The sequence below is a fragment of the Bradyrhizobium sp. C9 genome, assembly GCF_002532045.1.
In the GTDB taxonomy this organism is placed as follows: Bacteria; Pseudomonadota; Alphaproteobacteria; order Rhizobiales; family Xanthobacteraceae; genus Bradyrhizobium.
Map to the genome: position 1 here is coordinate 66,874 of NZ_NWTG01000019.1, position 23,205 is coordinate 90,078.

Here is a 23,205-nt window from a genome sequence, read left to right on the forward strand (position 1 = left end):
CATTGAGGTCGACCGGCGCTATCAGGCTTTCCGTTCATAGTCTTGCGAATTTGTCCGGACAATTGCAATCGGAAACATGCTGACATCGGCCAACGCATGGTTGTGGCCACGCGCCGGCGTGTCTCTGTGCCTGTCTCTCTCAGTGCCTCGTCAACGAGTGGTCCGGGCGATCGAGAATCGCCTCGGTGAATGGAAACTCCAGCACGATCTCGCCCTCGTCGTCGGTCACCTCGATGACCGCGCTGAGCAGCGCGCCGTCGGCGCCCTCGGTCTTGAGAAGTTCGCGAATCATCGCCCGCGCCATCTCCCACGCACGATCCGGATCCCGCAGGATCTCACCATCGGGGTCGGAGATCAGCTCGTCGCCGATACGGGTATTGAAGAAATAGCGTGGCATCGGCAGAACTCGGCTCGGTTAGTCGCTCCCGTCACCGGGAAGCACAGAATCGTCATCAGGACCTTTGGAGGACCGCGTGGCCCCTGTCTCTTAGTCCAAGATCACCATTCACCGTGTGGCGGACAACAGGAAAAAGGTCTGATCGCACCGGGTTTTGACGGGAAATGCGCGCACAAATTTGTGAGTGGGTCGGATTTGCTTTCCGCAGTGCAGCATGCGCCTCCGCAGGGGAGCTTGCCAAAAATTTAAGTGGCGAACTTTTCGAACCGCAGTAGTTTAACTGCAGGGCGGAAAGTTCGTCCGGTTGCAACAAGGAGAGCCTAATGGCCTGGAAAGCACCGAAGATCGTCGAAGTGTCGGTCGGCATGGAAATCAACATGTATATGTGCGCCACCCGCAAGTAAGCGGCAGCGCCCTATACACGTTTAGCGTTTTAGCGCAGGTGGACATCCGGGCGTAACGCGCTCCCGAGCATGGGGGTGTGTTCTAAGCCGGGGTCCACCTCGTAACGTTTCTGGGTCCAGTTGTTGGGCCGAGTTGATGGGTCCGAGTTAACGTCTCCAGGGGACGGATCATGCTTCGTGTCGTCGTCCTGGGTGCCGCGGCGGGTGGCGGCGTTCCGCAGTGGAACTGCGGCTGTGCCGTCTGCAGGACGGCGCGAAGCGACCATCCCGAATTGCAGAGCACGCAAGCCTCGATCGCCGTCAGCGGCGATGGCGCGCACTGGTTCCTGGTCAACGCCTCGCCGGATCTGCGTCAGCAGCTGATCGCGACGCCGCAGCTGCATCCGAAGCACGGCGCCTTGCGTCATAGCCCGATCGCCGGCGTCATCCTCACCAATGGCGAGATCGATGCCGTCGCCGGGCTGCTGTCGATGCGCGAGGGCTCGCCGTTTGCGATCTACGCGCATGAGCGGGTGCTGGCGATCCTGCGCGCGAACAGCATCTTCAACGTGCTCAGCGAAAAGAACGTCGCCCGCCGGCCGATCGCGGTCGACGAGGCGTTCGAGCCGGCCCTGCCCGACGGATCGCCGTCGGGGCTCGAGGTGCTGCCGTTCGAGGTTCCCGGCAAGGGCGCCTGGTATCTCGAGGGCAAGGCGCATCCGGCGGGCGCCGACGGCGTCGGCGATACGCTCGGCCTGCGTATTGCGGACAAGCGCAGCGGCAAATACTTCTACTTCCTGGCCGCCTGCGCCCGGGTGACCGACGATTTGAAATCACGGCTCAAGGGCGCGCCCCTGGTGTTCTTCGACGGCACGGTGTGGCGCGACGACGAGCTGATCGCGGCGGGTCTTGGCAACAAGACCGGCCAGGGCATGGGACATATCGCGATGTCGGGCGATCAGGGCGCGATCGAAAGCCTCGCCGGGCTCGACATCGGACGAAAAGTGTTTTTGCATATCAACAACTCCAACCCGGCGCTGCTTGGGACTTCGGCCGAACGCAAGGCGGCCGAACAGGCGGGTTGGCAGATTCCCGCCGACGGAACGGAGATCGTGCTGTGAATGTCGTGCCTACCTCTGGAATGACCGCGCTCTCGATCGGCAAGGGCATCACGCTCGACAGCGCCGAGGCGATGGAGGCGACGCTGCGCACGATCGGCGCAACGCGCTATCACAGCCTGCACCCGTTCCACCGCCTGCTGCATGGCGGCAAGCTCAACAAGGGCCAGGTCCAGGCCTGGGCGCTGAACCGCTATTACTACCAGAGCACGATCCCGCTGAAGGACGCGATGGTGATGACACGCTTCCGCGATCGCATGACGCGGGTCGAGTGGCGCCATCGCATCGAGGACCATGACGGCGATCTCGGCAATGAGGGCGGCATCGAGCGCTGGCTGAAGCTGACCGAAGGCCTCGGCCTCGACTCCGCCTATGTCGAGTCCACCGAAGGCATCCTGCCGGCGACGCGCTTTGCCGTGGAAGCCTATGTGCATTTCTGCCGCGACCGCACGCCGCTGGAGGCGATCGCCTCCTCGCTCACCGAATTGTTCGCGCCGAACCTGCACGAGGAGCGCATCTCGGGGATGCTGAAGCACTACGACTTCGTCAATCCCGACATCATGAGTTATTTCAGCCGCCGCCTGACCCAGGCGCCGCGCGACGCCGGCTTCGCGCTCGACTACGTCAAGCAGCACGCCAAGACGCCCGCCGAGCGCGAGGCGGTCTGCAACGCACTGATCTTCAAGACCAACGTGCTGTGGGTCCAGCTCGACGCGCTTTATCACGCCTATGTCGAAGGCCACATTCCGCCCGGCGCCTTCGTGCCGAAGACCAGCTAGAGAACTGCAATGGCCAGCCGCAACATCAGCGTCAGCGAGACCAGCCGGCCGAAACTGCCGCGGCACACCAAGCTGAAATTCGACGAGACGCGGCAGGTCTGGGTGATCCTGGCGCCGGAGCGCGTGCTGGCGCCGGATGAGATCGCGGTCGAGGTGCTGCAGCTCTGCGACGGCGCGCGCAGCGTCGCCCAGATGGTGGACCAGCTCGCCGAAAAATACGCCGCACCACGCGAGGCGATCGCGACCGACGTGATCGCAATGCTGCAGGACCTGGCCGACAAGGGCTTTCTCACCGAAGCGCGCGAGAGCACAGCATGAGTGACACGCTCGCCGGCAACAAGACGACGACGGCAGGCCCGACCGACGGGCTCGCGGTGCTCGAGCAGACGCGCTCGGCGGCCGAGACCTACGGCATTCCGCTCGCGGTGCTGCTCGAGATCACCCACCGCTGTCCGCTGCAATGTCCGTATTGCTCGAACCCGGTCGAGCTCGACCGCGGCTCGACCGAGCTCACGACAGAGGAATGGAAGAGGGTGCTGAGCGAGCTTGCCGAGCTCGGCGTGCTGCAGGTTCATTTCTCCGGCGGCGAGCCGACCGCGCGCAAGGACATCGTCGAGCTGGTGCAGCACGCGAGCGATGTCGGGCTGTATTCCAACCTGATCACCTCGGCGGTGCTGCTGACCAGGGACAGACTGTCGGCACTGGCCGATGCCGGCCTCAGCCATGTGCAGATCAGCTTCCAGGGCAACGAGCCCATGGTTGCCGATCGCGTTGCCGGCCTGAAGGATGCGCATCGCAAGAAGCTCGAAGTCGCGAAATGGACCCGCGAGCTCGACATGCCGCTCACGGTGAATGCGGTGATGCACCGGCAGAACCTGCATCAGCTGTCCGACATCATCCAGATGGCGGTCGACCTCGACGCCGACCGGCTCGAAGTCGCCAATGTGCAGTATTACGGCTGGGCGCTGAAGAACCGCGCCGCGCTGATGCCGACCATCGAGCAGATCGAGGAGACCAGCCGGATCGTCGAGGAAGCCCAGGTGCGCCTGAAGGGCACGCTCGCGATCGACTATGTGGTGCCGGACTACTACGCGCTGCGGCCGAAGAAGTGCATGGGCGGTTGGGGCCGCCAGTTCTTCAACATCTCGCCGGCCGGCAAGGTGCTGCCGTGCCACGCCGCCGAGAGTATCACCGGGCTGGAATTCGAGTCGGTGCGCTCAAACCGCTCGATCGCCTGGATCTGGCAGAACTCGGAGGCCTTCAACCGCTATCGCGGCACCGGCTGGATGCCGGAGCCGTGCAAGAGCTGCGAATTCCGCGAAGACGATTTCGGCGGCTGCCGCTGCCAGGCCTTTGCGCTGACCGGCGATGCCGGCAACACCGACCCGGCCTGCGCGCTATCGCCGCGGCATGAGGAGATCTTCAAGCAGGCCGAGCAGGAATCCGCCGGCACGCAGAACCGCTTCCTCTACCGCAACTTCGCCGGCGGCACGCTGGAGGCGGACGGACACCAGGACAAACCTCATGGCGCCTGATGCCGATGCCGGCAAGGCCGCGCGGCGCGCCGATCCGTTTGCTCCGCTGACATCGGAATGGCTCGATGTCGGCGATGGCCACGAGCTCCATGTCGAGAGCGTCGGGTGCGAGGGTGGCATCCCCGCGGTTTATCTGCATGGCGGCCCCGGCAGCGGCTGCCAGCCCGACCATCGCCGGCTGTTCGATCCCGAGCGCTTTCACGCCGTGCTGTTCGACCAGCGCGGTTGCGGCCGCAGCCGGCCGAAGGGCAGCCGCAACCACAACACGACGCAGCATCTGATCGCCGACCTGGAGAAGATCCGCGAACGCTTCGGCTTCGCGCGGTGGATGGTGGTCGGCGGCTCCTGGGGCGCGACGCTGGCGCTGGCCTATGCGCAAGCCCATCCTGACAGGGTCAGCGGGCTGGTGCTGCGCGCGACGTTTCTCGGCACCGCCGAGGAGCTGGAAGACGTGTTCCTGCGTGTCCTGCCGCGCTTCTATCCCGGCCTCTCCGAGGATTTTCTCAGCTTCCTGCCCGAGAACGAGCGCGCAGCCCCGCTTGCGGCCTACTACCGCCGCATCCTCGATCCCGATGCCGCCGTGCACGCGCCGGCCGCGCGCGCCTGGCACGACACCGAGCGTACGTTGTCGGAGCACACGCCGAAGCAGACCCGGCTCGATCTCAAGGCATCAGGCGCCCTGCCCTCGACGCCGTTCATGGAGGCGCACTACTTCGCCAACGATTGCTTCATGCGTCCGCACCAGCTGATGGACGAGGCCGGCAGGCTCAAAGGCATTCCCGGCATCGTCGTGCAAGGCCGCTACGATCTCTTGTGCCCGCCCGCCACATCGCACGCGCTCGCCGCGCGCTGGCCGGACAGCGAGGTCCGCATCATCGATGGCGCCGGCCACATCCTCTACGATCCCGGCATCCGCAACGCCGTGATGAAGGCGATCGCCGATTTGGCGGCGAAGGCGTAGTAAAGGCCATCAGTCACCGCGCCGGGACTGCGTACCCTCGTCTCGTTCTTTACGGGCGATGTTTGGGTGAGGAGCTCACCACCCTCATCCTGAACTCCGAGAGCTCGAATGACCCACGTAACCGATTATTTTTTCTTGGGAGCTGCTGGATTCTTCTCGGTGATCGGCGAGTACAAGCTCTCCTTTTGGATCAGTGCAATTGGAATCATCAATCACGCGGGGGGAGCTTTGAGAGCCATTATCGATCCCGATTGGTATCTGCGCAAACGCATCGAGGCGAACCTCCCAGTCGACTTCTTCAACTCTGGAATAAAGAGCCTCGTGATAACCAAGGCAATAATGATTGGCGTGCTCTCGTGGGCGGCCTGGCGTGCAGGTGTGCACGCTGGATATTTTTGACCGGAAGCTACACGTGCAAAAGTTGTTGGTTATTGTAGTCGGGTTTGCTGCCTACGGCGGTTATAAAGGATGGCCACTGTACACAGTGGTCCTCATTGGCGGCGCATTGGCAATCTGGAATTTGATGTATTTCGGAACGCGCCCAATGCAAGTCGCAACCGGCGGCCCCCTAGCTTACCTTGTTCGAATTTCCATCATCAATACCGTTCAGGCGGCGGTGTTCTATGTAGCAGGCGTTGGGCTGCACTCCTTGCTAGGATGAATCAGGCCGCGCCTGGCAATAGCTCGCTGTTGAACGTCGTCGCTATGAACCGGTTATGACTATTGGCCGCAGGTATACTTTCTGCTCCTGTTGATAACTGACTCTTGAACTTGCTTACACGCGAGGCCCTTGGTCAACTGCAACTACGGCTTGCGGATAGATTTTTCTGTTGTGCTTCGCGACAGTTGATATGAATGCCACGGGTAATGCGCGCTCCTTGCAGATCGCTATGATCGGACGACACATCTGGCGTACGAGTATCCGCAGGCCGGCTATTCTCTCATGACGAAGCTCTCGCAACTGAGAGGCGCCAAGACGCTGCCGCAACTGGCGCGCGTCATAGGTGTCCAACCCCATGGTCTTTCTTACGCTCTTTATTGGCTGACGGAAGATCAGAAGTACGAAAGCTTCACAATTCCCAAGAGAGGCGGCGGACGCAGAATTATCACGGCTCCGAAGAACTATCTGAAAGTGATCCAGACCAAGCTCGCCAAGTTACTTTTGGATATTCACATCGAGCTCGAAGGCAGTCGTTCGAAGAGTCAGTGCAGGCTCTCGCATGGGTTCAAGCGTGGGTATTCGATCGTGACGAATGCTGCCGCGCACCGCAACAAGCGTTACGTCTTCAATGCCGACCTAAAGGACTTTTTTCCTTCCATCAATTTTGGAAGAGTGTTGGGATTTCTCACGAGAGATCGAAACTTCGCGCTCGAGCCCAAGGTGGCTACCATAATTGCGCAAATAGCCTGCCACAATAATCAGCTACCGCAAGGCAGTCCGTGCTCGCCGGTCATTTCAAATCTGATCGCACACGTCCTTGACATTCATCTGAACAGGATCGCGCGCAATGCAAACTGCACGTACACCCGCTACGTCGACGACCTGACATTCTCTACAAATGAGAAGGAGTTCCCGCCTTCGATCGCGCGGCTCGTATCAGGCAACACCAGCGCTTGGGTGCCGGGAGATAGCCTCATCCGATACGTGTATCGATCTGGCTTTAAGCTCAATCATGACAAGACACGGATGCAGCGGAGAGATTCCCGCCAAGATGCAACTGGGTTGATTGTTAACAAGAAGGTCAACGTTCGAAACGAATACTACAAGGCTGCCCGAGCAAAATGTCACCACCTGTTTCAACATGGCTTTTGCTATTCGGATCACGACAAGACGGCGCTGTCGGATGCGGCCTTGGAAGGTACAATGAGCTTTATATACCACATCCGCCGTCTCAAGACCGTTGACTGGAAGCTAGAGCAGAAAAGCTTCTACCAATTGTATCGACAGTTTCTGGACTACAGAGCCTTCTATGGGCTGACGCGTCCGCGAATAATTTGCGAAGGTAAAACGGATAATATTTATCTCCGATGCGCCATCGGCGCGCTGAGCGCGAAGTTTCCTCAGTTCATCCATCCTGACCCAAAGGCGGGACTGAACATCGACTTTTTCTACTACACCGACACGTCGGCGACGTTTCAGGATTTATCCGGAGGCACCGGAGAGCTCAACAAGCTGTTGGGCTCCTATCGAGCGCGAGCGTCATCCTTCAAGCACGGCCCGACGCAGCCTGTATTCATGGTGGTCGACAACGACTCGGGATCAAACGGGTTATTCAGACACTTGGCGGGTATACTCGGAAAGCCAGTGGGCGGGATGGACCCATTTTACCACGTATTTGACAACCTCTACGTTGTGCCAATACCGAAGGCCGGGGTGGCAGCTGCGATCGAGGATCTCTTCGAGGCCGTCCTTCTTACAAGAACTATCAACGGCAGGGCGTTCGATAGAACCGGGAAACAGAAGGATCTCAGCAAGTGGTACTCGAAATTTGATTTCGCGACGCAAATCGTGAAACCGGAACGTGCTAAGATAAATTTCGCTGGATTTGAACCGCTTCTGCAAGCCATATCAGACGCTCGAAAGGATTTCGCTTCACGCGTATCTGCAGGTGCTGCGGCCGCTGCCGTAAAGGCGGCTGCGGCATAATTTGCTGCCTCGCATTTTCAACCGGCTAATACCTCCTTTGCATTGGGTGGCGCATTGTGGCCGACGATTACGATGACAGAGAGATGTTCTTCCAACGAAGAACAGACAAGACCATCATAGGTCGACGCTTCACCGGAGGATTCACCGGCGAGAAGATGCGCATCGCATCGCATATCATAGATGGTCAGCCGGGGTTAACGTTCGCGCGCATCAAGGACGAGGTGACACTTCGACGGACGCCGGGTGGCCGCTACGAGATTAAGGCCACTTTTCTGGAGGATGATCGATCTATTCGAACTCTCACCATCCAGCGATACCTAAAGACAGGACCGCAAGACAGACAGTATTTTTCATTCGTAGGTAATGAGATCGAGACGCTTATCAATTTCATCGCAGGCGTAAAGACGGTGCCGCTCGATGATGCGGCCAAGATCCACCTTCCGGATGAAGTGTTGCGAGAGATTATCCTCGATCAAGGCCAGGCTCGACGCATTTTCAAAGAGAATTCGGAGTTATTCTTGGAGCTGGCGCAGCAAGAGGAGGTAACCCGCGATCTCATCGCAGTTGGCTATCGCCGGAAACAACTGCGCTATTTCGAGAACTTGCTAAATGTCCCGGACTTCTTCGCCAGTGAGAGGAGCCGACTCCAATGCAAACCAGAAGACGTTTGGCAAAAGTTCTTCGAGGCGAACACTTGGATATTTGGGTACGGGCTTTCGTACCAATTCTTGTCAAAATTGGATGAAGGAAAGCTGGAGCAGATCGTGCGTGGCCGCGACCTTACCGGAGCTGGTAAGCGGTCCGATGCGCTTATGAAGACGCGAGGGATCGTCAATTCATTGTGCTTTGTCGAAATTAAGAGGCACGATACCGCCCTGTTGGGTCCGAGCTCATATCGACCAGACGCTTGGCCACCATCGACAGAGCTTGCGAGCGGCGTGTCCCAGATACAGGCGACTGTTCACGCTGCTGTCGAGTCTATTGGTCAGCGACTGCTACCGCGCGATGATATGGGCGACCCGACCGGCGAGGTCTTGTTCAATATTGAGCCCCGATCATGCCTCGTAGTCGGCTCGCTCGGAGAGTTTCAGACAAACAACGGGGTGAACGTACCCAAGTTTCGATCTTTTGAGCTTTATCGTCGGAATACATGGCGTCCCGAGATCGTAACGTTCGACGAGCTGCTGCAGCGAGCACGATTTATCGTCGATCACGGCGCCGAGGAGAAATGAATTGCACTCCCGAAATCGGCGGCTCCCGACCTGCGACTAGCGCATCTATCGCCCTTCGGGCGCTATCGTTTGCCGCCGCGTCGTGAGCATCGAACGCCCGCCGTCACACCTCGAACAGTCTCGCCAGCTCCCGTGGCCGCCCGGCTCCGCCCAGCTTTGCACCCATGATCCTCTCCACGACGAGCGGCATGCATCAATTTTTCTTCGGCGATTTGAGCATCTTCTGAATCAAGTCGAAATTGGTGAGTGGCTTCTCCTTCAAAGCATCTGGGTTAGCAAAAAGCTCAGCTTCCGTCGGAAACAGCTGGACCGGCTGTTCGAGTGTTTTCAGAAACAGATTGTCGCCCTTTTTCTCGATCTTGAACGTCGCATAAACAACCTCCTTCCCACCTATGAAGTCGAAAGCGTAAGCGTCGAGTCTGCCCTGACGGAGGTCGCCGCCTAAGAGAATGACGGGATGAATTGCGTCACTCAAACCGTTGGACCATATCTCGCCGTCCACTCTGCCACCGTAAACGCGCATTCTCAGCGCAACTGGCATCACATCGCCTGTTGAGGTTATATCGCCCTCGTTTGTCCATGAGCCGGTAAATTCGGTATTGAGATTCCACCAAGTTGCAACATCTTCCTTGGCATTCGGAAATGCCTCGAAGAACGAATGTATTTTTTGAGGCAGGTCGAGAACCCCGACGAATAGCGTCGCGATCCAACCTGACACCAAGAGAAAAATCTTTCCTGCCTTCAGCAAATTCACTGAACCGTCAAATGTGCAGGCATCGGATTGCGGCCTGCGGTTGTGCCATTGTGTATCATCGTAACGCGTCCCGGTCGAGGATCGGCGCAGGGACGATGAATTGAAGTTGGGGACGGATACTCCCAGCGACCGCTGTTCGAGAAGACGTGCTGACGGCGAAGAACGCCGGGCAATCGGTCAGCACCGAATAGTCGCGGTTCTGGCGCGATCTGGATTTGCTCGCCGGTCAGGCGGCCTGCCATTGCACGATTTTCGGAATAATGGAAAAATACCGCTGAGTTGCCCGACGTGTCAAGTTGCCGGGTCGAACATCGGCAACTGACGGCTACTTTGCATGGGGTTGTTTTCGATATTTTGGCAGTGCGCCTTCAAACCAGGTTCAGGTCCTTCGGCTTGATGCCGGTGAAGATGCGCTCGAGGCTCGCCTGCTGCAGGCCGTAGACGTGCTGGATCAGGCCGGCGAAGAACGCCTTGTAGTCGGTCAGAACAGGGAAATCGCGGTTCTGGAACAGCGTCGCCTGCGCGACCTGGACCTGCTCGCCGGCCATGCGGCCGCCGTTGATGCCGCCACCCATCACCCAGTAGACGCTGCCGTGGCCATGATCGGTGCCGCGGTCGCCGTTCTCGCGGAAGGTGCGGCCGAATTCGGAGATCACGACCACGACGGTGTCGCGCCACATCGCCGGGCCGATCTCTTCGGAGAAGCCGGCGAGGCCCCTGCCGAGTTCGCCGAGCCGGTCGGCGAGATAGCCGGTCGCCGCGCCCTGGTTGACGTGGGTGTCCCAGCCGCCGACGTCGACGAAGCCGAGGTTGAACTGCTCGCGCATCAGGCGGCCGATCCGCCGCGCCGATAATTCAAAGCCGCGCGGCGACACGGCACCGCGATTGGCCGCCATCATCTCCTCGGAGACCGATTTGTAGACGTCGTCGCGGACCCGAAAGCCTTCCGACACCGAATTGGCGAGATCGCCCTTCGCGTACATCTCCCGGATCAGCCGGGCCTGCCGGTCGTCGACGCCGGGCTTGCTGACGCTGGCGATGCCGATGTTCGGGATCTGGTTCTGGCCGCGGAAGATCAGCGGCAATTGATCGGTGAAGGAGATCGGCTTCACCCGCGTCAATTCGGTCGCCAGCCGGCTCATGAAGCCGGAGCGGTAGTCGCGGCTGCCGCCGACCGCCTGCCCGAGTTCGATCGTGTCCTGGGTTTCGAAATGGCTGCGCGAGAGATCGTCGCTGGTGCCGGCAAACGGGACGAACGCGATCTCGCGCTTGGCCCACAACGGATAGATCGAATCGCGCAGCGCCGGATGCAGCCCCCATCCGGCGTCGAGCGCCAGCGCCGCATTCGGATTGCCGGCGTCGGGCCGCGCGACCGCGAGCGTCGGGCGCGAGGCGTAATAGAACTCGCTGCCGACCGGCACCACCACATTGGCGGCGTCGTAGGCGCCGCGCAAGAACACCACGAGCAGGCGCGCGTCGGTCGCGGGCGCCGCCCAGACCCGGCCGGCAAGGGTGAGCGAGGCGGAAGCGGCGAAGGCCTTGATCAGTTCGCGGCGGTCCATTGGCGAACCTCCCTTTCAGTGCATGAACTCGGGGGACGACAGAAACAGCGTGTTCCAGTCCTGCGGCGAGACGGCCTGGTCGAGCGCGGCGAGCGTGGTCGGGCTCAGCGTCTGCCGGATGTTGCTAAAATAGAGTCCATTCATGACCAGCGGAAACGCCGGCTGGTCGACCGCGTTGGGCTCGTTCGGCTTGAACAGCCCGGCCGATCCCGAGCCGATCGCGCGCGCGATCTCGAAACGCAGCATCATCTGCCCGGGACCGTTCCAGGCCGCCGAAAGCATCGAATAGCCGTCGGGCGTCTCGTGATTGAACAGGCCCTCGGACAGGCGGTTGAGCCAGCCCTGGATCGGCAGCGTGTTGAGGACGACCTTGCTGTCATAGGCGAGCCGCACCGACGACATCACGTAGAGCATCGGGTCCTTGAACTTGGCGCCGCCCTTCAGGCTGGCGGCGAATTCCGGCGCATGAACCAGCGTCGACATCACGGCCGCGATATCGCCGTCGGTCTTCTGGAAGGTCTGCGCCATCTGCTGCACCAGTGCGGCCGGCGGATTGTCGGACACGAAATAGGTCGCAAGCTGCTTTGCGATGTGCGTAGCGGTCGCGGGATGACGGCACAGGATGTCGAGAGCCTCGTCGACCTCGGCGAGGCCGCGGCCCTTGATCTGATGGCCGAGGAAGGTCTTGTCGCCGAAATCGTGGCGCGCCGGATTGAACTCGAAGGCGCCCTCGCGGACCAGCTGGGATTGCTGCTCGGGCTTCAGCTTCGGATCCTCCGGCTTGAAGTCGATGCCGACGCCGGTGAGGATCCGCGCCAGCGCCTCGACATCGGCCTGGGTGTAGCCGGAGCCGACGCCCATGGTGTGCAGCTCCATGATCTCGCGGGCGTAGTTCTCGTTGAGGTGGCCGGCGGCGTTGTCGGCATTGTCGAGGTAACGCAACATCACGGGATGATGCAGCGTCGCCGACAGCAGGTTGCGGAATTTGCCGAGCGCGTTGGCGCGGATCGCGCGATCCTCGTAGTCGCCGACCAGCACGCGGATGTTGGCCTTGTACTGGTGGACATTGAAGTGGTTGAACCAGAACCAGGTCAGGCGTTCGCGCAATTGATCCGGCGCATAGAGCGCGTGCAGGATGGTGCGGGCCGCGGCCTGCCTGGCGCGGTCGTTCATAGCTTGCTGATAGACCTGTTGCGCCGCCTTCTTCTGCTCCGGATCGGCGACCTGGTTGGCGGATTTGCCCTGCTGGTCGAACGAGGCGGCGATGTCGAACGGGAAGCGATGCACGTCCGGCATCGCCTCGATCTGCTTCTGCACGGCGGCCGGCAATGCGGCGTTGGCCGGATGCAGTTGCTCCTGCAGCCAGCGTTCGGTGCCGACCTCGCGCAGATGCGCTGCGCTCGAGGCGCTGACACCCCAGGTCAGGCGGTCGAGCAGCGCGATGTCCTGCGCCGCCAGTTCGGCCGCCCGCGCCGGCTGGTGGAAAATCACCAGCCCCGCGATCGTGCCGATCATCAGTTTCGCCACTGTCCGCGATCCGAGTGTGGCCGTGATGCTCATGAAGGCTGACCTGCCCGGTTCATGGTGTCATGCCCTCAGTGTTTGCACTTGCCGGGAGGACATGCCGGCGCGGCGGCGCGGGGTGCTGCTGCGGCGGGTCTCGGCGGCGGCGCGGCCATTCGCGGCGGCGGTGCTGCGCGTTGCGCCTGCACGGCCGGCCGTGGTGGCGGCGGCGGGGCGGCGCGCGGAGCCGGCGCCGGATGCGGCGCAACGGCGGCGGCGCGGGGCGGCGGAGCCGGGCGGGGCGGAGCTGCGACCCGCGCCGGCGCGGGCCGCGAGACCGGCGGAGGCGACACCGCGGCATGCGCGGGTGCCGAACGCATAGCCGGCGTCTGCCGTGCCGGCGGCGTGCGGCTCCCGGGCGACGGCGCCGCCGCGGGCTTCACGTTCGTGGTCGGCGCGGTCGCGGCATGCGAGAGCGGTTGCGCGCCCGGCTTGCCGGCGGTCCCGGGCGCGGCCGGCGCGTTGGTCGTGGGGGCGGCGCCGGGCTTGGTCGGCGGAGCCGGCTGCGCGTTGGCAGGCGCCATGGCTGTCGCCGGCTTGCCTGGCGTCACCGCGTTCGGCTTTGCACCCGGCTGCGCGGCGCCCGGTTGCACGGTGCCCGGCTGCACGGCACCGTGCTGCTGCGCGGGATTGGCCGGCGCGGTCGCCGACTGCGGCAGCGGCGGTCCATTCTTGGCGCCCGGCAGAGTGTGCGCACCCATCGCGTTCGGCGCGGCGGCCGCGTTCGGCGCAGCGCCGGGCGCTCCCATGGCCGCGCCTTGTGCCGGCGTGACGCCGGCCGGCGTCAGATTGGCGCGCTGCATCGCCGCGGCCGGCAGCTGCGGTGCCGCCGTGACCGGTGCGCCGCCCATTGCCGCCGTGACCCCGGCTGCATGGAGCTGCGCCGGCGTCGGGTTGGGATTGTTGATCACCGTGTTGATGACCGTCGTGTTGTGGATGTTGTTGAACACGATGTTGTTCTGCGGCGGCACGACGTAGGCCGGTGCGGCGACATAGGCCGGCATCGCCACGAAGAACGGCGTCGGCAGCACGAACAGGCCGATCGGCGGCGGCGGCGGCGGCAGCACGACGAAGTCCGGCGGCGGCGGCGGCAGGAAGAAGATCGGCGGCGGCGGAGGCGGTGCGAAGGCGAACACCGGATCGCTGTAGTACAGCACCGGACGATCGACATAGACGATCTCGTCGGGCGGCGGCGGCGGCACGTCGTAGTCGATCGCTGCGAATTGCGGCGGCGGCTCCAGCGCGGCCGACAGATAGGCCAGCCGGCGCCGGGCGTCGTAGGCATGCGGCCCGCGCGGATAACGCCGCAGATACGACCAATACGCATCAGGCGTGTCGGCGTTGTAGGTGCGCCGCCAGGTGATGGCCTCGCGCCGTGCCGCCACGATCGCGCGCACGCGCTTGGCCAGCGGATCGGTCGGATAGGCCTGCAGATAATCCTCGTAGCCTTGCAGCGTGTCGCGCTCCAGCGCCGCGGCATAGGCGTCCTGCGCCGGGAAATCGCGGATCGGCTTGGTGCGCAGTCCGGCATCGACCTGCTGCGGCGGCGCGTCCGGCTTGCGCTCGAAGAACATGAAGGGCGCGTCGACCTTCTGGGCATTCCACGGGATCTCGGCGCCCTTGGTCATCTCGTTGACGCGCAGGCGAACGCGGTCGAACACCTCCGGCAGGGTCAGGCCGCCGGCGCGAATCATTTCCGCCAGCGCCTGCGCATAGGGCCCGTAAGGCGGCGCACCGTCAGGGGCGACGGTGCCGGGCGCCGAATTGAAGGCGATCAGCATCTTGGGGTCGGGATCGACCAGCGCAAGGCCGCCGGCCAGCGGCTGGCCGTCCTTGGCGAAGGGATTGCTGCGCGCCGCATCGAGCACGATGACGCCGGCCTTGATCGGCAATGCCGAGAGCTGATGGCTGTAGTCGGAGAGGCGAATCGCCTCGACCGGGATGTCGGTGTCGCGGGCGATCTTGGCGTCGACCGGCACGAAGTAGTTCTCGCCGGTCAGCTGCACGCCGTAGCCGGCAAGATAGACGAAGGCCACCGCATTGGGCCCCGCATCCTGCACCTTCTGGATGAAATCGCGGAACGATTTGCGCAGCGTCTCGCCGTCGAGATCGCGCGCCCCGACCACATCGAAGCCGGCGGCCTGCAATGTCTGCGCGATCAGGCCGGCATCGTTTGCGGCGGTCTGCAACGCACCGGCCTGATAGGCGCCGTTGCCGACCACTAGCGCGAGGCGTTTTTCCTGATCCTGCGCATGGACGGGAAGCGACGAGAGCGACACCAGACCGACGATCAATGCCCACAGAATGCGCGTCATAGTGGTCGTCCCTTTTCTTCTCAGGAGTTGGCGTTACGGATGGAAAGGCTACTTCCGTGAATGCGCGCTGAACAGGATTGCGGCAATTGTGGCAATCCTTGGTCTGCACGGTCGCGGGCACCCCGGAAGCGGCTTCCCGGGCGCGCGCGATCAGGCGATATTACGCAGATAAAACAGGCAAAAAAGGAACACTCGATGCCGATCGCCGGACAAGGCATGCTGCTGACCTCGATGGATATCGACAGCTTACACGAAGCTGAATTCAACCGCTGGTACGATCGCGAGCATCTCGAGGAACGAGTCGCGATCGACGGCTTCCTGGAGGCCCGCCGCTACGTCGCCCATGACGGCAAGCCGAAATATCTCAGCCTCTACTCGACCGCGACCTTCGACGTGCTCGAAAGCCCCGTCTACCGCAAGGCGCTCGCCAACCAGACCGACTGGTCGAAGGCCAACATCGCGCGCTTCCAGAACATGATCCGCGGGGTCGCGCGCATCACCATCAGCCGCGGCGTCGGCCGCGGCGCAGCGCTCGGCATCATCCGCCTGCGCCCGCCGGCCGACGGCGCGGACAAACTCCGCGCTGCATTGCGGGAGCAGCTTGATCCAGCCGCGCGCGACGGCATCATTTCGATGCATCTGCTCGAGAATGACCCTGTGCTGTCGAAGCCGCTGACGCCGGACGCCGGGAAAGCCGATCCTGGTGCCGGCGACTGGTTCGTCCTGATCGACGCCACCGATATCGGCGCGGTGCCTGCAGCCGCGGCAAGCATCACCGGCAACGCAGCCTTGAAGCCGCTGGTGGTCACCAGCGGCGTCTACCGGCTGTTGTGGGATGTTACGAAGAGCGATCTTCCGCGCGGATGAAGCGATCGCGCGCAGTGCTTGCGCGGAGATCATGCTCAAACACGAGCGGTATGCGGTGCGGATAATGCTGCACCGCCACATAACGCAATCGAGATTAACGCTACACGCGCATCAGCCGCGCGAAAGCTGATGATCGGACAATTTAGCCTTTGCCTTCTCTGGAACGGCTCTAATAAGATAAGCCTATGATCCAATTCAAAAACCAGAACAACGCCACGTGAGCGTTCGTCGTCAACGATAAGGCCGCGCGGGTAGGCATTTTCGCGCGGGTCAAAGGTAGGAATGAAACCGACTGATATCTCGGCGCCGGATTACTTTCATAAAGTAGTCGATTGCCAATGGGCTTGCCCCGCACACACCCCCGTTCCCGAGTACATCCGGTTGATTGCTGAGGGGCGTTACAGCGACGCCTACATGATCAATTGGAAGTCCAACGTGTTCCCCGGGATTCTCGGGCGCACCTGTGACCGACCCTGCGAGCCAGCATGCCGCCGCGGCCGGGTCGAGGAAACGCCGGTCGCGATCTGCCGCCTGAAGCGCGTCGCCGCCGACTTCAAGGACGACATCAAGCACCGCCTGCCGAAACCCGGCCCGAAGAACGGCAAGCGCATCGCGCTGGTCGGCGGCGGCCCCGCTTCGCTGGCGGTGGCGCGCGATCTCGCGCCGCTCGGCTATCATTGCACCGTGTTCGACGGCGATCCCAAGGCCGGCGGCATGATGCGCAGCCAGATTCCAAAATTCCGCCTGCCCGACAGCGTGATCGACGAGGAGACCGACTACGTCCTCAACCTCGGCGTCGAGTTCAAAGGCGGCCAGCGCATCGACAGCCTGAAGCAGCTGCTCTCCGAGAACTATGACGCGATCTTTGTCGGAAGCGGCGCGCCGCGCGGCCGCGAGCTCGACATTCCCGGCCGCAAGGAGGCCGCCGCCAACATCCATATCGGTATCGAGTGGCTGTCCAACGTGTCGTTCGGCCATGTCGAAAAGATCGGCCGCCGCGTCATCGTGCTCGGCGGCGGCAACACCGCGATGGATTGCTGCCGTACCGCGCGCCGCCTCGGCGGCGAGAGCGTCAAGGTGATCGTCCGCTCCGGCTTCGAGGAAATGAAGGCCTCGCCGTGGGAGAAGGAAGACGCCCTGCATGAGGACATCCCGATCCTCAACTACATGGTGCCGGTGGCATTCAAGCATGTGGCCGGCAAGCTGATCGGCGTCACCTTCCAGAAGGTGAAGGCCGAGTACGATGCCAAGGGCCGGCGTAATCTGGTGCCCTCGGGCGAGCCTGACGAGACCGTGTCCTGCGACGATGTGCTCGTTGCGGTCGGCCAGGAGAATGCGTTCCCGTGGATCGAGGCCGATTGCGGCATCGAATTCGACAAGTGGCACATGCCGAAGGTCGACCCCAAGACGTTCGTCTCGACCAATCCGAAGGTGTTCTTCGGCGGCGACGCGGCGTTCGGGCCGAAGAACATCATCTGGGCGGTGGCTCACGGCCATGATGCCGCGCTGTCCATCCACCGGATGCTGTCAGGCGAGGACATCAACGAGCGTCCGCTGCCCGAGGTGCACGTCTCCTCGCAGAAGATGGGCATCCACGAGTGGAGCTACGACAACGACATCTCCACCGACAAGCGCTTCAAGGTACCGCATCGCGACAAGGTGATCGCGCTGAAGGACATCCGCGCCGAGGTCGAGCTCGGCTACGACCTCAAGCTCGCGCTCGGCGAGGCGGAGCGCTGCCTGAACTGCGACGTGCAGACGGTGTTCTCCGCGCCGCTCTGCATCGAATGCGACGCTTGCGTCGACATCTGTCCGATGGACTGCATCACCTTCACCGAGAACGGTGAAGAGGATGACGTACGGCAGCGCCTGAAGGCGCCCTCGCCGCATCACGACCAGGCGCTCTACGTCTCCGGCGACCTGAAGACCGGTCGCGTCATGGTGAAGGACGAAGACGTCTGCCTGCATTGCGGCCTGTGTGCCGAGCGCTGCCCGACCGGCGCCTGGGACATGCAGAAGTACCTTATCGATATGGTTCAAGCGGGATCAACATGTCAGTCCAAAGCCCGATCAGCAGCGTAAACGACTTCGTCGTCCGCTTCGCCAACGTCAACGGTTCGGGCTCGGCCTCCGCCAACGAACTGTTCGCGCGTTCGATCCTGCGTCACGGCGTGCCGGTGTCGCCACGCAACATCTTCCCCTCCAACATCCAGGGCCTGCCCACCTGGTATGAGGTGCGCGTCACCGAGGACGGCCATCTCGGCGCCCGCGGCGGCGTCGACATGATGGTGGCGATGAACCCGCAGACCTGGGACAAGGACGTCGCCTCGATCGAGCCCGGCGGCTACCTGTTCTACGATTCGACCAAGCCGATGCCGACGTCGAAATTCCGCGAGGACATCACGGTGATCGGCGTGCCGCTGACCGCGATCACCAACTCGACCTACACCGATCCCAGGCAGCGCCAGCTGTTCAAGAACATCATCTATCTCGGCGCGCTCTGCGCGCTGCTCGATCTCGATCCCAAGGTCGTCGAACAGCTGATCGGCGAGCAATACAAGGGCAAGGAGAAGCTGCTCTCCTCCAACGTCCATGCGCTGCATCTCGGCCGCGACTGGGCGCTGCAGAACCTGAAATGCCCGATCGGGCTCCGGGTGAAGAAGTCCGACAAGGTCGGCGACCGCATCTTCGTGGAAGGCAACAGCGCCGCTGCGCTCGGCGCCGTCTATGGCGGCGCCACCGTGTGCGCCTGGTATCCGATCACGCCGTCATCGTCGGTGGCGGAAGCCTTCACCAGCCACTGCAAGAAGTACCGTCACGATCCCGAGACCGGCAAGGCGAAATACGCCATCGTGCAGGGCGAGGACGAGCTCGCCTCGATCGGCATCGTGATCGGCGCGTCCTGGAACGGCGCGCGGGCCTTCACCGCGACTTCGGGTCCGGGCATCTCGCTGATGACCGAGTTCATCGGCCTGTCCTACTTCGCCGAGATCCCGGCCGTGATCATGAACATCCAGCGCGCCGGTCCCTCGACCGGCATGCCGACCCGCACCCAGCAATGCGACGTGATCGCCTGCGCCTATGCCTCGCACGGCGACACCAAGCACGTGCTGCTGTTCCCGGAAGATCCCGCGGAAGCGTTCGAGTTCGCCGCCGCCGCCTTCGATCTCGCCGAGCGGCTGCAGACCACGATCTTCCTGATGCTCGATCTCGACATCGGGATGAACCACCGGCTGTGCCGTCCACTGAAGTGGGACGATGCCAAGCAATACGACCGCGGCAAGGTGATGACGGCGGAGATGCTCGAGGAAGGCCGCGACTTCGGCCGATATCTCGACGTCGACGGCGACGGCATCCCCTATCGCACCTATCCCGGCACGCATCCGACCAAGGGCTCCTACTTCACCCGCGGCACCTCGCGCGACCGCTACGCGCGTTATTCCGAGGAAGGCGCCGTTTACGCCGACAACATGCAGCGCCTGGTGCGCAAGTTCGAGACCGCGCAGGACATGGTGCCGCGGCCGCTGCAGGCCAACGCGGCGAAGCCGACCAAATACGGCGTGCTGTATTTCGGCTCGACCTCGCCCGCGATGGACGAGGCGATCGGAATCCTCGAGGCGCGCGGCCATCAGCTCGACCGCATGCGCATCCGCGCCTTCCCGTTCCACTCCAGCGTGGCGAGCTTCATCGCCGATCACGACTTCGTCTACGTGGTCGAGCAGAACCGCGACGCGCAGCTCCGTCAGCTGATCGTCAACGAGAACGGTATCGACCCGGTGCGGCTGGTGCCGATCCTGCACTATGACGGCACGCCGATCACCGCGCGCTTCATCGCCAACGCGATCGCCGACCACCAGGATCATCTCAAGGTGACCCCACTCCGCAAGGCCGTGACATGACCTACATTGCAAAGCCGAAGTTTCATCATCCCGGCCTGAAGAAGAACGAGCTGGGCTATACTCATCGCGACTACGAGGGGAAGATCTCGACCCTGTGCGCCGGCTGCGGCCACGATTCGATCACCGCCTCGATCATCGAAGCCTGCTACGAGCTCTCGATCGAGCCGCACCGGGTGGCGAAGATTTCCGGCATCGGCTGCTCGTCGAAGACGCCGGACTATTTCCTCGGCAATTCGCACGGCTTCAACTCCGTGCACGGCCGCATGCCGTCGGTGCTGACCGGCGCCAACCTCGCCAACCGCGACCTGATCTATCTCGGCGTCTCCGGCGACGGCGACAGCGCCTCGATCGGCTTCGGTCAGTTCGCGCATTCGATCCGGCGCGCCGTCAACATGACCTACATCGTCGAGAACAACGGCGTGTACGGTCTGACCAAGGGCCAGTTCTCGGCCACCGCCGACCGCGGCTCGAAGTCCAAGAAGGGCGTCACCAACACCGACAATGCGATCGACCTGGTCGCGATCGCGCTGCAGCTAGGGGCCACCTTCGTGGCGCGCAGCTTCTCCGGCGACAAGACGCAATTGGTTCCCTTGATTGCCGCTGCGATCCGCCACAAGGGCGCGTCGTTCATCGACGTGATCAGCCCCTGCATCGCCTTCAACAACCACGCCGGCTCGACCAAGAGCTTCGACTATGTCCGCGAGCACAATGACGCGGTGAACCGGCTCGACGTGCTGGTCGGCCGCGAGCCGATCAGCGTCGACTATGCGCCCGGCACTGTGCAGGTGGTCGAGCAGCATGACGGCACGCGGCTCGCGCTGCGCAAGCTCGACGCCGATTACGATCCGCACGATCGGCTCGGAGCCCAGACCTTCCTGCAAAAGCACGCCGCCAAGGGCCAGATCGTCACCGGGCTGCTTTACGTCGATCCCGACGCCGAGGACCTGCACACCCATCTCGACACCGTGGAGACGCCACTCAACACGATGGACGAGAAGGCGCTCTGCCCCGGCTCAGCCGTGCTCGACAAGATCAACGCCAGCCTGCGCTGACGGAAACCCGGCCGGTCCTATCTCGCTGCCGCGGGCCGCAGCGAGATAAGTCTTGCAGATATCAAGCAACTCGCCGGGGCTGACCGTGAGCATGCTCGCGCGGATCGGGATTCCGTCCAGTCCGAGTATTTTGTTCGCGGCCATCGCCGCCTGCAACAAGCTTGCCGCAGCGAACCGATCCTTCGCCGCCGGTGTCAGTTTCAGCACCAAGTACGTCGAGCTGCGAGACCGCCAGGTATCGATGGCTTCAACGGATTGCCAGGCGATGAGATTGAACGACGTCGCTCGCAGGTCGCGGATGCCGTAGCGGCTGATGACAAGGACGGTCCTGTTGGGCGACAGCAACTGCGAGGTAAACATGCAGGTGCAAAGCCCGAAGAGCATGAAGCCGCAATAGCCTGCAGCAGCGGAGGCGTTCGCAGGCGCCTCGAATGGCAACCAACCGAACAAGGCGGCTGAGGTCATCAGCCAGAGCGCGGCACTGGCGACCAGCAGGCCGAGCGTTTTCCAATAGGAAATGCCGATTTCGACGTCAGGAAGGTCTTGGCCGGGCCGCATGTTCGGACCGCGTTCTCGACAACCAAAGGCTCCGGTTGTCGACACTTACCCGCCACACGTTAAGATCGCATTTCGGCAACGGCTCGAAATGTGCCCAGTCGAAACCTTTGCGTTGAACTGACGCATGGTCTCGGACCGGGCCTTCCGAAGTCAGCCGGAAGGCCCGGTTTGCGTTCATCCGGCTACTTGTCGCTCAGGACGTCGCCGAACAGCGCCCAGGACTTGCCGTCGAACCGCGCCATCTGGATCTGGCGGATCGGCGTCACATTGTCGGGCTCGGTCTGCACCTTGATGCCCGGCAGCAACATCGGCAGTTCCAGCGCTTTCAGGTTGGTCGCCTGCTTGATGATGTTGTCGCGGCTGTAGTCGCCGTTGCAGTTCTTCAGCACCGCCGCCATCACCTGCGCGACCGTGTAGCCCTGCACGTTGAAGAGATCGCCCGGGCTCGCATTGGGCTGATACTTCTTCATCCAGGCCGAAAACTCCTTCTGCGCCGGATCGTCGGCCCAGCGCGGGTCGGTCGGATCCTTCAGATAGAGCCCGGTCACCACGCCGATGACGTTCTCGAGCCCGGCCGGCTCGAGCACCGCAGAGACCGAATTGGAGACGGTCGGCAGGATGGTGAGCGGCTTCCAGCCCATGCTCGCCGCCTTGCGCAGCGCTTGCGCCGCGAATTTCGGCGTCGCTTCGGCGAAGAACACGTCGGCACCGGACTCCCGCATCGTCACCATCTGGGAATCGATGGTCGGATCTGATGTCAGGTACGTGGTCTCCGCGACGATCTGGCCGACATGCTCGCCGAGCCCGTCCTTGAAGCCCCTGAGATAGTCCTTGCCGGCGTCTTCGTTCGGCGTGATGACGGCGATCTTCGCGTCCGGCTTGGTCTTCAGGATGTACTTTGCATAGAGCCGGCCCTCGAGCTCGTAGGTGGGGTTGAAACCGACCGTCCATGGGAACTGCTTCGGATCGTTCCAGCGCGTCGCGCCGGACGATACGAACAGCTGCGGCACGTGCTTGATGTTCAGATATTTCTGCACGGAGATGTTGGGCGCCGTGCCGACCGCGCTGAAGATCGCCAGCACCTCGTCCTGCTCGACCAGCTTGCGGGTCTGCTCGACGGTCTTCGATGGCGAATAGGCGTCGTCGAGACTCTCGAACTCGATCTTGCGGCCAGTGATGCCGCCCTGGTCGTTGAGCATCTGGAAATACGCGGCCTCGGCGCGCGCGATCGTGCCGTAGGCGGACGCCGGGCCGCTATAGGGCGCGGTGTTTCCGATCTTGATTGCGGAATCTGCTGCGATGGACGGCGGAATCGATGATGCCGTCAGGGTGGTAAGGGCGAGAAAGCCCGCGAGACGAGAGCGAGTTGACAAGAGCGTATCCTTTTCTTGGTTTTCTTGACGCGGCGCACCTTATCAATCGCGCCCGCGCAGGCAATCACCAAGAGGACATCAATGAGATTTCCGCACGCCGGCAATCACGTTCGCGCGTGGAACATGATGCGATTCAAAATCTGGAATGTTGCCGGGATGTTCGCGATGCGGGCCTTCGATGGACACGAAGGTTCATCATGCAAGACTCGC

The 23,205-nt window shown here is 62.5% G+C and carries 21 protein-coding genes; 14 read left to right on the forward strand and 7 right to left on the reverse strand.

Annotation, left to right across the window (positions count from 1 at the left end):
- Nucleotides 1-139: 139 nt before the first annotated feature.
- The gene (locus CO675_RS29230; protein ID WP_097675244.1) at nt 140-397 is read right to left on the reverse strand and encodes a DUF6894 family protein; all 258 of its coding nucleotides are present in this window, start codon (nt 395-397) and stop codon (nt 140-142) included.
- Between the two features lie 323 nt (nt 398-720).
- On the opposite strand from CO675_RS29230, the gene pqqA reads away from it, so the two are divergent.
- From pqqA to CO675_RS29275, 10 genes are all read left to right on the forward strand, one after another.
- The gene (gene pqqA / locus CO675_RS29235; protein WP_035635412.1) at nt 721-801 is read left to right on the forward strand and encodes a pyrroloquinoline quinone precursor peptide PqqA; all 81 of its coding nucleotides are present in this window, start codon (nt 721-723) and stop codon (nt 799-801) included.
- A 170-nt stretch (nt 802-971) separates the two neighbouring features.
- Nucleotides 972-1,901 (forward strand): pyrroloquinoline quinone biosynthesis protein PqqB, encoded by a 930-nt coding sequence (pqqB, locus tag CO675_RS29240; RefSeq protein ID WP_097675245.1) that lies wholly within the window; start codon nt 972-974, stop codon nt 1,899-1,901.
- Between the two features lie 20 nt (nt 1,902-1,921).
- Nucleotides 1,922-2,677: a pyrroloquinoline-quinone synthase PqqC gene (gene pqqC, locus CO675_RS29245; RefSeq protein ID WP_097675246.1), complete on the forward strand. Its 756-nt coding sequence runs from the start codon at nt 1,922-1,924 to the stop codon at nt 2,675-2,677.
- Between the two features lie 9 nt (nt 2,678-2,686).
- Complete coding sequence (pqqD, locus tag CO675_RS29250; RefSeq protein ID WP_097675247.1) at nt 2,687-2,995, forward strand: pyrroloquinoline quinone biosynthesis peptide chaperone PqqD; 309 nt, start codon at nt 2,687-2,689, stop codon at nt 2,993-2,995.
- A complete protein-coding gene (pqqE, locus tag CO675_RS29255; RefSeq protein WP_097675248.1) occupies nt 2,992-4,212 on the forward strand; it encodes a pyrroloquinoline quinone biosynthesis protein PqqE in 1,221 nt (406 codons plus the stop codon). The genes pqqD and pqqE overlap by 4 nt, the downstream gene beginning before the upstream one ends.
- Complete coding sequence (gene pip, locus CO675_RS29260) at nt 4,202-5,173, forward strand: prolyl aminopeptidase (protein WP_097675249.1); 972 nt, start codon at nt 4,202-4,204, stop codon at nt 5,171-5,173. The genes pqqE and pip overlap by 11 nt, the downstream gene beginning before the upstream one ends.
- Before the next feature lie 108 nt (nt 5,174-5,281).
- Nucleotides 5,282-5,572 carry a hypothetical protein gene (locus tag CO675_RS29265; protein WP_097675250.1) on the forward strand — a complete coding sequence of 97 codons (291 nt, stop codon included), beginning with the start codon at nt 5,282-5,284 and terminating at the stop codon, nt 5,570-5,572.
- A gap of 13 nt (nt 5,573-5,585) precedes the next feature.
- Nucleotides 5,586-5,834: a hypothetical protein gene (locus CO675_RS40200; RefSeq protein WP_143279164.1), complete on the forward strand. Its 249-nt coding sequence runs from the start codon at nt 5,586-5,588 to the stop codon at nt 5,832-5,834.
- 282 nt (nt 5,835-6,116) lie between these two features.
- Nucleotides 6,117-7,820 (forward strand): retron Ec67 family RNA-directed DNA polymerase/endonuclease, encoded by a 1,704-nt coding sequence (locus tag CO675_RS29270; protein ID WP_097675251.1) that lies wholly within the window; start codon nt 6,117-6,119, stop codon nt 7,818-7,820.
- Between the two features lie 56 nt (nt 7,821-7,876).
- Nucleotides 7,877-9,052: a Shedu immune nuclease family protein gene (locus CO675_RS29275; protein WP_245452975.1), complete on the forward strand. Its 1,176-nt coding sequence runs from the start codon at nt 7,877-7,879 to the stop codon at nt 9,050-9,052.
- A gap of 193 nt (nt 9,053-9,245) precedes the next feature.
- Here CO675_RS29275 and CO675_RS29280 read toward each other — a convergent pair whose 3' ends face one another.
- The 4 genes from CO675_RS29280 to CO675_RS29295 all read right to left on the reverse strand — a co-directional run bounded on the left by CO675_RS29280 (nt 9,246) and on the right by CO675_RS29295 (nt 15,246).
- Nucleotides 9,246-9,806: a hypothetical protein gene (locus tag CO675_RS29280; protein ID WP_143279165.1), complete on the reverse strand. Its 561-nt coding sequence runs from the start codon at nt 9,804-9,806 to the stop codon at nt 9,246-9,248.
- A 368-nt stretch (nt 9,807-10,174) separates the two neighbouring features.
- Nucleotides 10,175-11,368, reverse strand: coding sequence for a DUF1501 domain-containing protein (locus tag CO675_RS29285; RefSeq protein WP_097675253.1), 1,194 nt, complete (start codon nt 11,366-11,368; stop codon nt 10,175-10,177).
- Nucleotides 11,369-11,383: 15 nt separating this feature from the next.
- Nucleotides 11,384-12,928 carry a DUF1800 domain-containing protein gene (locus CO675_RS29290; protein ID WP_502693418.1) on the reverse strand — a complete coding sequence of 515 codons (1,545 nt, stop codon included), beginning with the start codon at nt 12,926-12,928 and terminating at the stop codon, nt 11,384-11,386.
- A gap of 35 nt (nt 12,929-12,963) precedes the next feature.
- Nucleotides 12,964-15,246: a caspase family protein gene (locus tag CO675_RS29295; protein WP_097675255.1), complete on the reverse strand. Its 2,283-nt coding sequence runs from the start codon at nt 15,244-15,246 to the stop codon at nt 12,964-12,966.
- Nucleotides 15,247-15,441: 195 nt separating this feature from the next.
- Between CO675_RS29295 and CO675_RS29300 the strand changes: the two genes are divergently transcribed.
- The 4 genes from CO675_RS29300 to CO675_RS29315 all read left to right on the forward strand — a co-directional run bounded on the left by CO675_RS29300 (nt 15,442) and on the right by CO675_RS29315 (nt 21,064).
- A complete protein-coding gene (locus CO675_RS29300) occupies nt 15,442-16,113 on the forward strand; it encodes a DUF4286 family protein (RefSeq protein WP_097675256.1) in 672 nt (223 codons plus the stop codon).
- 282 nt (nt 16,114-16,395) lie between these two features.
- Entirely contained in the window at nt 16,396-18,195 is a 1,800-nt protein-coding gene (locus CO675_RS29305; protein ID WP_097675257.1) for an FAD-dependent oxidoreductase, read from the forward strand.
- Nucleotides 18,165-20,012: a 2-oxoacid:acceptor oxidoreductase subunit alpha gene (locus CO675_RS29310; protein WP_198964784.1), complete on the forward strand. Its 1,848-nt coding sequence runs from the start codon at nt 18,165-18,167 to the stop codon at nt 20,010-20,012. Before CO675_RS29305 ends, CO675_RS29310 begins: the two co-directional genes overlap by 31 nt.
- Nucleotides 20,009-21,064, forward strand: coding sequence for a 2-oxoacid:ferredoxin oxidoreductase subunit beta (locus CO675_RS29315; protein WP_097675259.1), 1,056 nt, complete (start codon nt 20,009-20,011; stop codon nt 21,062-21,064). Before CO675_RS29310 ends, CO675_RS29315 begins: the two co-directional genes overlap by 4 nt.
- On the opposite strand, the gene CO675_RS29320 is transcribed toward CO675_RS29315, so the two are convergent.
- Both CO675_RS29320 and CO675_RS29325 read right to left on the reverse strand, forming a co-directional pair.
- Nucleotides 21,026-21,667, reverse strand: coding sequence for an STM3941 family protein (locus CO675_RS29320; protein ID WP_143279166.1), 642 nt, complete (start codon nt 21,665-21,667; stop codon nt 21,026-21,028). The genes CO675_RS29315 and CO675_RS29320 overlap by 39 nt on opposite strands.
- A gap of 137 nt (nt 21,668-21,804) precedes the next feature.
- Nucleotides 21,805-22,995, reverse strand: a complete 1,191-nt coding sequence (locus CO675_RS29325; protein WP_097675261.1) for an ABC transporter substrate-binding protein — start codon at nt 22,993-22,995, stop codon at nt 21,805-21,807.
- Between the last annotated feature and the right edge of the window lie 210 nt (nt 22,996-23,205).

Bases quoted from the DNA above. Each gene is read 5' to 3' on its own strand.
- CO675_RS29285 (WP_097675253.1), bottom strand. From the start codon at position 11,368: ATGGACCGCCGCGAACTGATCAAGGCCTTCGCCGCTTCCGCCTCGCTC.
- CO675_RS29230 (WP_097675244.1), bottom strand. From the start codon at position 397: ATGCCACGCTATTTCTTCAATACCCGTATCGGCGACGAGCTGATCTCC.
- CO675_RS29290 (WP_502693418.1), bottom strand. From the start codon at position 12,928: ATGAGCATCACGGCCACACTCGGATCGCGGACAGTGGCGAAACTGATG.
- pqqD (WP_097675247.1), top strand. From the start codon at position 2,687: ATGGCCAGCCGCAACATCAGCGTCAGCGAGACCAGCCGGCCGAAACTG.
- CO675_RS29270 (WP_097675251.1), top strand. From the start codon at position 6,117: ATGACGAAGCTCTCGCAACTGAGAGGCGCCAAGACGCTGCCGCAACTG.
- pip (WP_097675249.1), top strand. From the start codon at position 4,202: ATGGCGCCTGATGCCGATGCCGGCAAGGCCGCGCGGCGCGCCGATCCG.
- CO675_RS29305 (WP_097675257.1), top strand. From the start codon at position 16,396: ATGAAACCGACTGATATCTCGGCGCCGGATTACTTTCATAAAGTAGTC.
- CO675_RS29315 (WP_097675259.1), top strand. From the start codon at position 20,009: ATGACCTACATTGCAAAGCCGAAGTTTCATCATCCCGGCCTGAAGAAG.
- CO675_RS29310 (WP_198964784.1), top strand. From the start codon at position 18,165: ATGTCAGTCCAAAGCCCGATCAGCAGCGTAAACGACTTCGTCGTCCGC.
- CO675_RS29300 (WP_097675256.1), top strand. From the start codon at position 15,442: ATGCCGATCGCCGGACAAGGCATGCTGCTGACCTCGATGGATATCGAC.
- CO675_RS29295 (WP_097675255.1), bottom strand. From the start codon at position 15,246: ATGACGCGCATTCTGTGGGCATTGATCGTCGGTCTGGTGTCGCTCTCG.
- pqqB (WP_097675245.1), top strand. From the start codon at position 972: ATGCTTCGTGTCGTCGTCCTGGGTGCCGCGGCGGGTGGCGGCGTTCCG.
- CO675_RS29265 (WP_097675250.1), top strand. From the start codon at position 5,282: ATGACCCACGTAACCGATTATTTTTTCTTGGGAGCTGCTGGATTCTTC.
- pqqC (WP_097675246.1), top strand. From the start codon at position 1,922: ATGACCGCGCTCTCGATCGGCAAGGGCATCACGCTCGACAGCGCCGAG.
- pqqE (WP_097675248.1), top strand. From the start codon at position 2,992: ATGAGTGACACGCTCGCCGGCAACAAGACGACGACGGCAGGCCCGACC.
- pqqA (WP_035635412.1), top strand. From the start codon at position 721: ATGGCCTGGAAAGCACCGAAGATCGTCGAAGTGTCGGTCGGCATGGAA.